Genomic DNA, 12,982 nt, shown 5'->3' with positions numbered 1-12,982 from the left:
TGCCACGCGGCCTATTTCACATAAAAAAAGATCATTTTCTTGAACGGACTCGGAGCCGCCAGGGAAATGATCTTTTTTTATTTTTTAATAGACATACATTTAGTGAAGCTGATCCTCGTATAGTACTAATGGAGTCTGCAAGGCAGGCTGTTATTTATTGCTTTTGTCGATTAGACGGAAGTCATCATAATGAAATCCTGGCGCCACAACGCAGGAGACCAAGACCGGCTCATCCCCGAGCGGCTTGGCTGACTGCCATACCTTGGCGGGAACCAGGGCTTGCGGTGTCTGGCCGTTCAGAATATCTGGCCCCAGAATAATCTCTTGGGTCGTTGAAGGCTCATCGCCGTCTCCGCCCAAGGTTAACAGAATAGGGCTCCCCGAGTGCCATAGCCAGACTTCATCGGAGAGGACAGTATGCCACTCCGAGGCTTCATCAGCATGCAAAAGGAAATAAATAGAGGAAGCTGCAAAGCGTGGGCCTGAGTATTCCTCTCCAAGTAGTGACTGCGGAATTTCAACAGGAGCCTTCCATAACTCCTTATACCATCCTCCTTCCTCATGTGGGGACAGCTGTAAGGCTTCGACTAGCGGGGAAAGCTGCTTTTTAGTCATGCGGAATTCCTTCTTTCCAAATAGGTTATGGTACTCGTCTATATTAATATACCGCTTTTGGGGTTGATTGTCAGGGTGGTTGTATCCTTAGGAGGCGTTCATATGCCTATCAAAACCGGTAAGCAATATATTAAGAATCTGAACAAGCTGAGTCCCGAAATCTGGCTGAATGGAGCACGGATCAAAGGGAAGATATCGCAGCACCCGGCTTTTCGCGGACTGATCAAGTCTCAAGCCTCGCTGTATGATATGCAGTTCGAGGAACGGTACAGGGACAGGATGACCTATATTTCTCCAGATACAGGGGATCGCGTAGGCTTATCTTATCTGCCTCCAAGCAGCAAAGGCGACCTGCAGAGACGGAGGAACATGATGTCACTCTGGGCTGACCAGCATCATGGCTTCTTGGGACGCGCTCCTGACTATATGAATACGGCCTTGATGGCCTTCGCAGGAGCAGCTGGAATGCTGGCGGAGACAAATCCGCAATTTGCTGATAATCTCAGGAACTATTACGTCTACTGCCGCGAGAACGATATTACCTTGTCCCATGGCTTTATTCAGTCCAAAATAAGCATGCTGTCAGCCGTACTGGATAACGGGAATGAATCCTCCGCCGCACGGGTACATGAAATTACGCAAGACGGTTATATTGTAAGCGGAGCTTTCCTGCTCAACACGCAGGGGGCTACTTCTGAAGAGCTGTTAATCTATCCCCAGCCTTCAATGAGTAATGATGAGGTGAACCCCTATGCTTTCTTTTTTGCCGTTCCAAGCAATCTTGAGGGAATCAAGTTTGTCTGCCGGGAGAATACGGTGAACGGTTCATCGAAGTATAATTATCCGCTAAGCTCGCGTTATGAGGAGATGGATACGCTGGTCATTCTGGATCATGTGCTGGTTCCGCATGACCGAATGTTTCTTTATGGGGACGAGGAGCTGTCAGCCAGCTTTTTCGCAAGAAGTCATTTCCACACGCATGTGTCGCACCAGATCCTGTGCAGATATATTGCAAAAACGGAGTTTCTTGTTGGTGTGCTTGAATATATGGCGGAGTGCCTGGATCGCAGCGGGGATAAGTTCTTTATCGACAGGGTCTCGGAGATCCTGATTACACTTGAGACTCTGAAAGCTCTGGTTATCGCTTCTGAAGCGCAGTCCAGCCTGGACGAATGGGGTAGGATGCTGCCTGATCCGAGGCCGCTGTATGCGGCAAATGCCTGGTATCCTAAAGTCTACCCACAGATCATCGAGACCATACAGCTGCTCGGTTCAAGTGATCTGATTATGATTCCGTCCGAGCAGGATTTCAGCTCCCCCATCTCTCCTTACTTAAATAAGTATCTTCAAGGAAGTGATACGGACGCTTACTCCAAGGTTCAGTTGTTCCGGCTGGCCTGGGAACTGAGCGTGAGTGCATTCGGGGGAAGGCAGACACAATATGAGAGATTCTTCTTCGGAAGTCCTAATACGCTCACAGAGCGGATTTACTCCAATCTTGGTGACAGAGACAGGTATATGAATATCGTGAAAGGATGGATGACACACAAATAAAGTGATGTTCACTTTTCTATTCCAGAATGGTTAAAGTTCTTGCTATACATGTCTGGATATGATAAAATTGCATTTGTTGTGAATTCGGTGGTCCTCTGCGGATAATGATGAAGAACATAGGATTTCTTCGGAAGATGTAAGAACACCTGAGTGGAAGGAGGGAGTCATATATGAATATCGTACAAGCGATTACGCAGGAACAACTTCGTCAGGATATTCCGAGTTTCCGCCCTGGTGACACTTTGAAAGTGCACGTTAAGGTTATCGAGGGATCTCGTGAGCGTGTCCAGTTGTTTGAAGGTGTTGTTATCAAGCGTCGTGGCGGTGGAATCAGTGAAACTTTTACAGTTCGTAAAATTTCCAATGGTGTAGGTGTGGAAAGAACTTTCCCGCTTCATTCCCCAAAACTCGATAAAATCGAAGTGGCTCGCCGTGGTAAAGTGCGTCGTGCTAAGCTGTACTATCTTCGCGAACTTCGCGGTAAAGCAGCTAGAATTAAAGAAGTACGTCGTTAATCTATGGATAACGATCCAGGGGCTTGATCTTCAAGCCCCTTTCGTCTTTAATAAAATAGGTATACGAATATCATCCTGTAGATAAAGAGAGGGCAGCTAGCTATGGAGCAGCAATTTCAATCGGAGCAACCGGATCGAGAGCAGGTTACAACGGAACCGTCCAAGAAAAAGAAAAATGAGGCACTTGAATGGCTTAAAGCTATTGTAATTGCGGTTGTACTGGTTCTCCTGATTCGTTGGCTTTTCTTTGCCCCGTTTATTGTGGATGGTCCTTCCATGCAGCCGAACTTCCATACGGGTGAACGGATTATTGTTAATAAAATTATTTATGACATCAGACAGCCTCGTCATGGGGAAGTTGTTGTGTTCCATGTGCCGACTGAAGGCAGAGATTTCATCAAACGTGTGATCGGAGTTCCGGGTGATACGGTGAAGGTGGAAGGCGACACAGTTACGGTGAATGGAGTCAAAGTTAATGAGACTTACATTCAAGACGCTATAGATGAGAAGCATAAGAACAATCAGCTGTACAATAATGAATCCGATTTCCCGAATGAGCGGATCACGGACGGGAAAGTACCGGAAGGGTATGTGTTTGTGATGGGGGACAATCGCTCGGACAGCACAGACAGCCGTGTATTAGGTTTCATCTCCCAGAAGGAAATTGTTGGCCGTGCCGATCTGGTATTCTGGCCGTTAAAGGATATTCATTTTATTAAACACTAATACTTAAAGTGGATGGACGGAGAATAGACTTGTTCATCCATTTTACATAGAAGCGAACTAAAGCTGGCCACAGTCTTTAGTTCGTTCTCTATATATGGAACGATCCATAAGTATAGGGAAAACAGAGGTGTACAAGACGATGACAATACAATGGTTCCCGGGACATATGACGAGAGCACGGAGACAGATTCAGGAGAAGCTGAGTCTGATCGATGTGGTCATTGAGCTGCTGGACGCCCGCCTTCCATTGTCCAGCCGCAACCCCATGATTGATGAGATTCTGCTGAACAAACCGCGGCTTATTCTGCTGAACAAAGCCGATTTGGCAGATCCTGCGGTGACTCGGGAGTGGGTGGATTACTTCAAGCGTGAAGGACATACCGCGATTACGGCAGAGGCTTCCACAGGAGCCGGGGTTAAAGAGATCCCGCTCAAGGCAAAGGAGCTGCTCAAAGAGAAAATTGATCGCCAGATATCAAAAGGGATTAGACCGAGAGCAGTCCGGGGCTTGATAGTCGGAATACCGAACGTGGGCAAATCCACGCTAATTAACCGTTTGGCAGGCCGCGCCATAGCTGCTACAGGAGACCGGCCGGGGGTTACGAAAGGACAGCAGTGGATCAAGGTAGGAACAGAAATGGAGCTGCTGGATACTCCGGGTATCCTGTGGCCTAAATTCGAAGATCAGAATGTCGGCTACCGCTTGGCCGCAACGGGAGCGATCAAGGAAGAGATTCTGAATGTGGAAGACATTGCTTTTTTTGCGATTAAATATCTGAGTCAATATTACTGGACCCAGCTGCAGGAAAGGTTCGATCTCGGAGAACGTCCGGAAGACATTGAGAATCCCGATGAGATTGTCGCTGTCATGGAGGCCATTGGAAGAAAGCGCGGCTGTATCATCAGTGGAGGCCGTGTGGATCTGGAGAAGGCATCAGGAATTATGCTTAGAGAGCTCCGCGCTGGCAAGCTGGGCCGTTTCAGTATGGAATCACCATATTAATAATATACATTAAAGCGTCGGCTGATCCGGCGCTTTTTTGTTTTGACTTGCATAAGCTTATTTGGAAAATTACCCATAATATTGAAACCTTTTTCCTCTCAGAGACGTCTTAATTGACAGAAAGCGTGGGAGGAGGCAGGGAAGGATCGCGGCAGCCCAATTATTCTCCAAGAATGCCTTTAGGAATGCGGCGCTTTAACCGATAAAAATATTACAAATTAGAAACGAAGCTTGAGATACAGTATGTTAATCTGATTAAGAAATTAGTTTAACTGGATGGAGAGGAAATAGAAGGAAGATGAGAAAACAAAACTGGATATCTGCAGCCGTAATCATTGGCCTGATAATTGTAGTATCGGCGGCATTTCTATGGGAGAATGGGGACAGCAATAATAAAATTAACAACTTAACTCCGCTCAACACAATCGGCCAGATGGGAGCCAGTCTTGGCACAGGTAAAACAAGCGGGGGCACGGTTAATATACAGAGCATCCAGAAAGTACCATCCCCTGCAACGCCTAATAAAGTATATTATCGTAATAAGGTTATTGTCCTGATGTATCATGAGGTAACACCGGATCAGATTGATGCGGGTACGGTGCTGGTATCCAAATTCAAACGGCAGATTGAACAGATGAAGGCTAACGGATTCAAGTGGATTACCATGAAGCAGTATCATGATTTCATCTTGAAGGGTACCCCGGTGCCGGACAACGCGGTGCTGATGACTTTTGACGATGGATACGAGTCATTCTATCAATATGCTTATCCGATCTTAAAAGAAAACAAGGTTCCGGCAACGATGTTCATCATTCTTAATACGGTGGACAATCCAAAGCATCCCGGGATTCCGAAATTAACATGGAAGCAGATCAACACCATGCAACAGAACGGAATTGAGTTCTACAACCATACGTATGATTCCCATATCCAGGCGCCGACAGACGCCTCTCACCAGGCAACAAGAGCTGTCCTGGCAGGTCCCATGTATCTGGAGAAGCTAAATCGTAAAGAAACGAACGCTGAATTTAAGTCCCGGGTTAAAACCGATCTCTCCAAGGCACAGGCCATGCTGAAAGAAAAGCTCGGCAACAACATGGATGTTCTGGCTTTCCCATATGGAGCTTATACAAAGTCGACGCTGGAAGTCTGCCGCGAGCTGGGGATTAAAATTACATTTACCGTTAAACCGGGAATTAACGCAAAAGGACAGTTGAATGGGTATCGGCTCAATGCCGGGGGGATCAAGAATAATCCCGATGAGCTGATCAATTTAATGAAGAACGGTGCGGAGCATAAGGCGAAAAAGCTTAGCAGTCCATTTGATCTGATGGATCAGGGTCCTCTGAGGACTCTGGAGCAAGTGGTACCAAAGCCTATTGGGTATCGGAAGTCAGTTGTGCTTGAGAGTACTAAGTCTAAGGCTCCGGCCGTTAAAGTGGCGGGGAGTGAAGAAGCACGTGACGGATATGTTAACTTATGAAAAGCAGTATTGGAGGGAGAATTTTCGCCATATTGCTGGAATTGATGAGGTGGGCCGCGGCTGTCTATTTGGAGATGTAGTTGCGGCTGCCGTTATTCTTCCGCAGGATACCCTAATTGAAGGAGTAACTGACTCCAAGAAGCTTAGCGAGAAGAAGCGGGAGATGCTCTACGAGACGATTATGGAGAAAGCGGTAGCCGTAGGCGTAGGATTTGCGGACGCTGCAACCATTGATAGGGTCAATATCAAGCAGGCTACGCGCCTGGCCATGAAAGAGGCTGTGGAGCAGCTGTCCATTACACCGGATTACCTGCTAGTTGATGCGGAAAAGGTGGATTCGGACATTCCGCAGATGGCCGTGATTAAAGGAGATGCATTAAGTCAATCTATTGCGGCTGCCTCCATTGTGGCGAAAGTTACCAGGGACCGGCTCTGCAGAGGGGAATGGGAAGCCATGTTCCCGGAGTATGGAATTGCAGTACATAAAGGATATGCGACTCAGCTGCACAGGGAACAAATCCTGGCCTTGGGTGCAACACCTATGCACCGGAAAAGCTTTATGCGTAATTTGTTCATACGTCAGCAGGAACTGTTCTAACAACCCCGCCGCTTAGAAGGCGGGGTTGTCTTTCTTGTTAGGAGGTTCAACTATTCAGGAAGAGCTTCCGATAATAAAGATAAGGGTTTTAATCGGAAAAGGCGCCAGCAGGTGCTATATTTATTCGGGGCAGAACCGCAATACTGAATAAAGGGGGAGCAATAAAGATGAACATCGGGCCCATCGTACGGGGACTTCTTGGTGAGAACAGGGCCGGTCAGCCCAAGGAATTGGAATTAAAGATGGGTCAGGTTATACGCGGGGTTGTACTGAGTGTATCGGATAACGGTCAGGAAGCTGTAGTTCAGGTTCAGGGGGTGCAATTAAGGGCAGTATTGGAGACACCGCTGCAAAAAGGGCAGACGACCCTGCTCCAAGTACAGCCTCCAGGCAAGGACGGAATGGCCGTCTTAAAGCCTCTTAACTTGACCTCTGCCGGTGCACTCACGGATCGTTCTTTGTCTGAAATGCTGGACAGCTTCGGCATGGAGAATACACCGGAAAATCGTGAACTGCTGAAGCTGATGCAGACTCAGGGGATGCCCTTGACAAAGGATGCGGCTGCAGCGCTCCAGCAATCGATGGCCAGTATGCCGAAGGGGCTCCCGCTGGAACAATGGGTGGAGTCCGCCGCAATAGCCTTTCACCGGGGGCTGCCGATAACGGCAGCAAGCGTGGCAGGGCTGAATCAGGCCGTGTTCGGCCCTTCGGTACAGAATCTGCTCTCCGCACTTGGAGATCAGGTTGCCGCCTTATTGGCAGAGATTTCAGACCTAGAGAATATTCGGCCTGATTCCGGCAAGCAGGGTAATCCTTCTGCCGGGATGAGTGCTCCGAGTTCTGATACTGAGGGAAGTGCCAATCCGGATGGGGCGGGCAGGTCAGGTTCAGGAAGTAATGGACTCACTGGACAGTCTGCAGCAGCGGTGCCCTCAAAGGGAAGCGACCTTCTGCTTAAAATTCAAGTTCTGCTCGATGAGCTGCGCAGCCTGGGATCTCAAGGTGCAGCTTCTTCCACAGCTGGGAATAGTGCGGGGTTGGATAATTATGGTACAATTACAGAGGAAGGTTCTAATATAAACAGAACTCTAAATGGTAATGGCAGCCAAAGAGAAGCCGCTGCTTCCGGAGCGGCGGGTTCGGCAACGGCAGGACCGGGTGCGCAAGGAGCAGCAGGAGCGGGTGGACAAGGATCGGCTGGTGCTGCAGTGGCAGGAGCGGGTGGACAAGGACCGGCTGGTGCTGCAGTGGCAGGAGCGGGTGGACAAGGACCGGCTGCTGCTGCAGTGGCAGGAGCGGGTGCGCAAGGAGCGGCGGGAGCGGCAGTGACAGGCGCGAATGTGCAAGGAGCAGCGGGAGCGGCAGTGATAGGCGCGGGTGCGCACGGAGCGGCGGGAGCGGCAGGCACAGGCGCGGGTGGACAAGGCGCAGGCGCGGCAGCCTCCGCGCCTGAAGAGCCGGGCGCTGCGCCTGCGGCAGCAGCGCCGGCGCGCACCCACGCGGCAGAGCCGTGGGTGGCGCGGGTGCTGAAGCTGCTCGGTGCAGAGCACGAGCAGCAGACTGCGCGCACGGTGACGCTGGGCGCGTCACCGGCGCAGCCGGAAGCGCCGCCTGCAACAGCGGCGCGCGCGGCTTCCGCCGCTGCGGGCGGCGCAGCAGCGCCCGGCGGCGAAGTGCCTGCCGGCAGCGTGCCGCAGGCCGCGCCGGGGGAGCAGGCCGCACCAGCGCGCAGCGGTGCGGCAGCGGCAGTGCCCGGGGCGGCGGTGCCTGCCGGGCAGCCGGAGCGGCACGCCGCGGCCGGAGGCCCCGCGGCGCTGCCGGAAGTTCCCGCAGCGGCTGCAGAGCCCGCCGCAGCGGTCAGAGAGACGCTCAAGAGCGTCCTAATGCAGGTGCTTGAATCAAGCGACCTGCCGCCGCAGCTGCAGGATACGGCGAAGCAGCTGGTGAACCAGCTTACCGGTCAGCAGCTGCTGATGAATACAGATCGCACAGCTCCTTTTGCTCAAATGACGATGTATCTGCCGTTTACTGGCCCGGATGGGGATCAGACGGCTTCCGTGCATATTCAGTCAAGACGCGGGAGACGAGGGGAGCTTGACGCCTCGAACTGCCGGCTCTGGTTCGACCTGAACATGAAGCACCTAGGACAGGTGATGGTCGATGTTCAGGTGGCTGACAAGAAAGTCATCTTGAAGATACACAGTGAGCAGGAGGCCGTCGGAACATTTATCGAGAGCAGGCAGGAGGAGATTCACGGAGCTATCGAATCGGCCGGGTACCGGCTGTTATCCCTAAAAGCGGAGCCCATCGATGCTTCTTCCGACAGACCAGGGGCGGACAGTGTACCCTCGCTCTATGTACCTCCGGCTTATAAAGGAGTGGATTTCCGGATATGAATGAGAAGTCAGGACGACACCTCTCTATGAAGCGGGCGGTAGCCCTCAAATACGAGCCGTCGGAGCACGAAGCGCCTGTCATTGCCGCCAAAGGGACCGGGCACTTGGCTGAACGGATTTTGGAGAAGGCGAAGGAGCACGGGATTCCGGTTCAGGAGGATGCCGCATTGGTGGAAGTACTCTCCAAGCTGGATCTGGATCAGCAGATTCCACCCGAGCTGTATGCGCTGGTAGCCGAGATTCTCAGCTTCATCTACCGTTCAGACCGGGCGGCCGAAAAGGGGCTAAGCCTTGGTGAATAATCCGAAGATTAAGGGGAAATACAAGGATCTGCGAAAGGAAAGAGGAAGCTACGCGGAGAATAAGGCCGTGTCCTACCTAACCGATAAAGGTTACCGTATTTTACACAGGAACTGGCGATGCCGAACGGGCGAGATTGATGTGATTGCCGAGCAGAATCATGTTATTATTTTTGTGGAGGTTCGAAGCCGAAGCAGCAGATCTTCAGCTTACGGAACTGCGATGGAATCTGTCACTCCCCGTAAAGTGAACCAGGTCAGATCAACGGCTGCCGTGTATCTTCACAGCCGTCATTGCTCCGACTCACCCGTACGGTTCGATGTAGTCGCGGTTCAGCTGGGACCTGATGGACAGGTTGAATCGCTGGAGCATGTGGAAAATGCCTTTTAACAAAACAAACTTGAATTAGGGAGATGGTTGCTCATGTTCACAACGCTTAAATCGTTCGAGGAAAGCTGGAAACACGAAAGTGCAATGACTGGGAACATTCTGAACGCCTTAACAGATGAATCCTTGTCCCAGGCTATAGCACCGAATCATCGGACATTGGGACGGATTGCATGGCACATTGTCACCACTTTGCATGAGATGTTATCGCGGACAGGTCTTGTGTTCGAAGCCCCTCATGAAGATGCGCCGGTTCCAGCCACAGCGAGCGCCATTGCCGAGAGCTACCGTCAAGCCAGCACAGCATTAAGCGATGCGATCAGGCAGCAATGGACCGACAGCACACTTGCAGAGACTGCGGAGATGTACGGGGATACTTGGTCCAAAGGACTCACGCTTGCAGTGGTGATCAATCATCAGGCTCATCACAGGGGACAAATGACTGTTCTGATGCGTCAGGCGGGTCTTGCGGTACCTGGTGTTTATGGTCCTTCTCTGGAGGAGTGGAGTACCTTCGGGATGCAGCCGCCTGTGGTCTAATCCTTCGAGCAGCATTTACATACGAAGACATTCAAGAGACTTTAAAGTTGTATTTAACTTTAAGGTCTCTTTTTTGCGGCTATTAAGCTTGTTGCAGAGTCATGTCTATGCACATCTTTGATTAAGATTGAGTTGCTTGTGGGCAACGCGAATATGTTCCAGAGAGGTTACCATATTGCTGGGACCCTCTTACAGTAGCTAAACTTTAATGGGAGGTATACATGAGTAAGGCCTCGAGACTCAAGAGAGACAGAGCATCAACATCGTATAATCATAATTACATAATGTTCATATCCCTACATCAAATTCATATTTGGATATATCCATTCAAGAGGAGAACACAATCTCTATTAACACTATTTGGTCTGCTGTTTGAGTTAAGAGACATGAAGGAGTGGTTGCTGAATTGAAGACAATGATTCAATCCCTAGTTGTCTCCCTAGTCGTTCATATCGTCTTTATAGCTGGAGCCGTGACCATTGGTTATATTAAGACTAAGAACCATATCCCCGAATTGGAGAACAAATGGGACAAAGTGGAAGTGCTTCAGCAGAAAGTGGCTTTCGGGGTAGTTGGCTCACCATTATATTTAATATTTACTTTCCTGGGAGTAGCGTTAATTATTGGGATGATAATTACTTCGTATAAAAAAATGCAGAGAACCAATAGAGGATAAATTTATCATATAAACAGCCAGGAAGCCGCAGACGATGGTGGCTTCCCTTTTTTTTGCTGTAATGCACATTACGAGACTCATACTGTCGCATACAGCACCAATCCTACAGTACATCCTACAGCACCAAACCTACAGTACATCCTACAGTCCCAATCCTGCAGTACATCCTACAGTCCCAATCTTCACCACCAAATCGGCTGGAATTCTATCCGGCATGAAGAATCGGCTGGTGCCTAATAATTGACGTTGATCATCGGGAAGGCATTATTCTAGAACTTAATTGTCATTGCCAACAAGCGCAGAAGCAGGATAGCCCGGCCTACAACCTAGATATGCAAAGTGTCGGCTGGGCAATACCTACTATCCCATCAGATCCCGGCTGCGGCGGTCCAGCTGTCTGTATTGAATCGCTTCGGCCACGTGAGCTGAGGTGATCTCATCCGAGTGGTCGATGTCAGCAATCGTACGTGCTAGCTTAAGAATCCGGTCATAGGCACGCATGCTCAGCCCCAAGGCCTCGAAGGTTGACCTCATCAATGCCTCGGCTTCTCTGCCGAGCTGTGTGAACTGGCGCAGGGTCTTACCAGATAATTCACTGTTCCAGGAGATCGCGTGGCTGCGGTAACGCTCCTGCTGCCGGGCCTCTGCAGCCTGAACCTTCGCTCTCATGGAAGCCGAAGATAGAGGTGCAGGATCATGGGGCCAATCTCCGGGCCGGGGGACCTCGACCTGCAGATCGATCCGGTCCAGGAGAGGGCCTGATATTTTGTCGCGGTAACGCAGAATTCGGCCTGGACCACATGTGCACGGCGGGAGCGGAGGCTCGGCTCCTAAGTATCCGCACGGACACGGATTCATCGATGCGGCCATAATGAAATGGGCCGGGAAGGTGAAAGCCGCCTTTGTCCGGCTAATAGTTACCGCCCGGTCTTCGAGCGGCTGTCTCAGCACCTCAAGCGCCCCGCGCGAGAATTCGGGGAGCTCGTCCAGGAACAGAATCCCTTTATGGGCGAGGCTGACCTCCCCGGGTTTGGGGATGGTTCCTCCGCCAACAATGCCTGCGGGTGAGATCGTATGATGCGGGGACCGAAAAGGTCTTGTGCGAATCAAGCCGGCCTCCGGCTCCTTGAGCTTGCCGGCCGCACTGAAGATCTTGGTCACCTCAAGAGACTCCGTTTGGGACAGAGGGGGCAGAATGGTGGGAAGACGGCGGATTAGCATGGTTTTGCCAGTCCCTGGCGGGCCAATAAGGATAATGTTATGCATGCCCGCGGCAGCGATGGTGAGAGCACGCTTGACGTGCAGCTGGCCGAGGACATCGCTGTAATCTTCATGGGCTGACGGGAAGCGTACCGTCACTGCCTCCTTGCTTGAGGGCTGCACTTGCAAGTGGTCAAAGGAACCGATATGAAGGGGAGTTCCTTGATTAGCTGTGGAATCTCTGGTTTCACGTGCCAGCTCTTTCAGATGAGCGAGTCCATATACCTTCATACCCTCAAGAAGCAAAGCCTCTTCCGAGTTGCACCTTGGAAGCAGAACCGAAGTGAAGCCTTGTCTTTTCGCCAAATCAACCATGGATAGTACGCCGGACACCGGGCGCAGTCCTCCTTCGAGTGACAGCTCGCCAATGATCAGCGTCTTCTCCTGTTCGGGGAGGGTGATCTGTCCGCTTGCGGTCAGAAGACCGAGAGCAATAGCCAGGTCAAAGGCGGAGCCCTCCTTACGCAGATCAGCGGGAGCCAGATTAATCGTGACTCTCTGAAGAGGAAAGGTGAACCCGCAGTTCTTGATCGCTGAGCGCACCCGTTCAATGGACTCCCTGACGGCGGAATCAGGCAGGCCGATAATTGCGGTCTGCGGAATTCCGCTCGACAGATCCACTTCCACCTCGATCATAACCCCGTCTATCCCATATAAGCACGAACTGAATAGTTTTCCATACATAACAAAAAAACACCCTTTCACTTGGAGTCTTGGCATACAAGAGCCAGATACCGGGAGGAAAAAGGTGCTTCCTTATAAATTCCTTCATATCCATAATAATATGATTAAATATTAGATGATTTTCTTGATATGTCAAGTTCTCATTAGAATGAGCGGTAGAGAGGGGAGGGAGATCACTCTATCTAGACCGGATTTTCAAAGATTCCAGGTATCTGGGAGATCATTCTCAACCCGCGATGAAAACG

At 50.7% G+C, this 12,982-nt stretch carries 13 protein-coding genes; 11 read left to right on the top strand and 2 right to left on the bottom strand.

The window, feature by feature from the left end:
• Nucleotides 1-150: 150 nt before the first annotated feature.
• On the bottom strand, nucleotides 151-615 hold the full coding sequence (locus LDO05_RS12285) for a cupin domain-containing protein (protein WP_251375679.1): 465 nt from the start codon (nucleotides 613-615) through the stop codon (nucleotides 151-153).
• Between the two features lie 102 nt (nucleotides 616-717).
• Between LDO05_RS12285 and LDO05_RS12280 the strand changes: the two genes are divergently transcribed.
• From LDO05_RS12280 to LDO05_RS12230, 11 genes are all read left to right on the top strand, one after another.
• Complete coding sequence (locus LDO05_RS12280) at nucleotides 718-2,169, top strand: 4-hydroxyphenylacetate 3-hydroxylase family protein (RefSeq protein ID WP_251375678.1); 1,452 nt, start codon at nucleotides 718-720, stop codon at nucleotides 2,167-2,169.
• A 170-nt stretch (nucleotides 2,170-2,339) separates the two neighbouring features.
• On the top strand, nucleotides 2,340-2,684 hold the full coding sequence (rplS, locus tag LDO05_RS12275) for a 50S ribosomal protein L19 (RefSeq protein WP_127200719.1): 345 nt from the start codon (nucleotides 2,340-2,342) through the stop codon (nucleotides 2,682-2,684).
• 102 nt (nucleotides 2,685-2,786) lie between these two features.
• A complete protein-coding gene (gene lepB / locus LDO05_RS12270; protein WP_251375677.1) occupies nucleotides 2,787-3,410 on the top strand; it encodes a signal peptidase I in 624 nt (207 codons plus the stop codon).
• 139 nt (nucleotides 3,411-3,549) lie between these two features.
• On the top strand, nucleotides 3,550-4,413 hold the full coding sequence (ylqF, locus tag LDO05_RS12265; RefSeq protein WP_251375676.1) for a ribosome biogenesis GTPase YlqF: 864 nt from the start codon (nucleotides 3,550-3,552) through the stop codon (nucleotides 4,411-4,413).
• 298 nt (nucleotides 4,414-4,711) lie between these two features.
• Complete coding sequence (locus tag LDO05_RS12260; RefSeq protein WP_251375675.1) at nucleotides 4,712-5,896, top strand: polysaccharide deacetylase family protein; 1,185 nt, start codon at nucleotides 4,712-4,714, stop codon at nucleotides 5,894-5,896.
• Nucleotides 5,874-6,494, top strand: a complete 621-nt coding sequence (locus LDO05_RS12255) for a ribonuclease HII (protein ID WP_481856992.1) — start codon at nucleotides 5,874-5,876, stop codon at nucleotides 6,492-6,494. The genes LDO05_RS12260 and LDO05_RS12255 overlap by 23 nt, the downstream gene beginning before the upstream one ends.
• Before the next feature lie 167 nt (nucleotides 6,495-6,661).
• Nucleotides 6,662-8,890, top strand: a complete 2,229-nt coding sequence (locus tag LDO05_RS12250) for a flagellar hook-length control protein FliK (RefSeq protein WP_251375673.1) — start codon at nucleotides 6,662-6,664, stop codon at nucleotides 8,888-8,890.
• Nucleotides 8,887-9,192 (top strand): EscU/YscU/HrcU family type III secretion system export apparatus switch protein, encoded by a 306-nt coding sequence (locus tag LDO05_RS12245; protein ID WP_251375672.1) that lies wholly within the window; start codon nucleotides 8,887-8,889, stop codon nucleotides 9,190-9,192. Before LDO05_RS12250 ends, LDO05_RS12245 begins: the two co-directional genes overlap by 4 nt.
• Nucleotides 9,185-9,580: a YraN family protein gene (locus LDO05_RS12240; RefSeq protein WP_346657572.1), complete on the top strand. Its 396-nt coding sequence runs from the start codon at nucleotides 9,185-9,187 to the stop codon at nucleotides 9,578-9,580. Before LDO05_RS12245 ends, LDO05_RS12240 begins: the two co-directional genes overlap by 8 nt.
• Nucleotides 9,581-9,613: 33 nt before the next feature.
• Nucleotides 9,614-10,117, top strand: a complete 504-nt coding sequence (locus LDO05_RS12235) for a DinB family protein (protein WP_251375670.1) — start codon at nucleotides 9,614-9,616, stop codon at nucleotides 10,115-10,117.
• A 415-nt stretch (nucleotides 10,118-10,532) separates the two neighbouring features.
• Entirely contained in the window at nucleotides 10,533-10,793 is a 261-nt protein-coding gene (locus LDO05_RS12230) for a hypothetical protein (protein ID WP_251378712.1), read from the top strand.
• 360 nt (nucleotides 10,794-11,153) lie between these two features.
• Here the strand turns inward: LDO05_RS12230 and LDO05_RS12225 are convergent, their stop codons facing one another.
• A complete protein-coding gene (locus LDO05_RS12225) occupies nucleotides 11,154-12,737 on the bottom strand; it encodes a YifB family Mg chelatase-like AAA ATPase (protein ID WP_251375669.1) in 1,584 nt (527 codons plus the stop codon).
• Nucleotides 12,738-12,982 lie beyond the last annotated feature (245 nt).

This window comes from Paenibacillus sp. YPG26 (genome assembly GCF_023704175.1).
In the GTDB taxonomy this organism is placed as follows: Bacteria; Bacillota; Bacilli; order Paenibacillales; family Paenibacillaceae; genus Fontibacillus.
Note: the sequence above shows the minus strand (reverse complement) of the source record. Positions and strands in the feature narration are given on the sequence as shown.

Coding starts and splice junctions, on each gene's coding strand:
- LDO05_RS12260 (WP_251375675.1), top strand. CDS start 4,712: ATGAGAAAACAAAACTGGATATCTGCAGCCGTAATCATTGGCCTGATA.
- ylqF (WP_251375676.1), top strand. CDS start 3,550: ATGACAATACAATGGTTCCCGGGACATATGACGAGAGCACGGAGACAG.
- LDO05_RS12230 (WP_251378712.1), top strand. CDS start 10,533: ATGATTCAATCCCTAGTTGTCTCCCTAGTCGTTCATATCGTCTTTATA.
- LDO05_RS12285 (WP_251375679.1), bottom strand. CDS start 615: ATGACTAAAAAGCAGCTTTCCCCGCTAGTCGAAGCCTTACAGCTGTCC.
- LDO05_RS12225 (WP_251375669.1), bottom strand. CDS start 12,737: ATGTATGGAAAACTATTCAGTTCGTGCTTATATGGGATAGACGGGGTT.
- LDO05_RS12245 (WP_251375672.1), top strand. CDS start 8,887: ATGAATGAGAAGTCAGGACGACACCTCTCTATGAAGCGGGCGGTAGCC.
- LDO05_RS12235 (WP_251375670.1), top strand. CDS start 9,614: ATGTTCACAACGCTTAAATCGTTCGAGGAAAGCTGGAAACACGAAAGT.
- LDO05_RS12280 (WP_251375678.1), top strand. CDS start 718: ATGCCTATCAAAACCGGTAAGCAATATATTAAGAATCTGAACAAGCTG.
- rplS (WP_127200719.1), top strand. CDS start 2,340: ATGAATATCGTACAAGCGATTACGCAGGAACAACTTCGTCAGGATATT.
- LDO05_RS12250 (WP_251375673.1), top strand. CDS start 6,662: ATGAACATCGGGCCCATCGTACGGGGACTTCTTGGTGAGAACAGGGCC.
- lepB (WP_251375677.1), top strand. CDS start 2,787: ATGGAGCAGCAATTTCAATCGGAGCAACCGGATCGAGAGCAGGTTACA.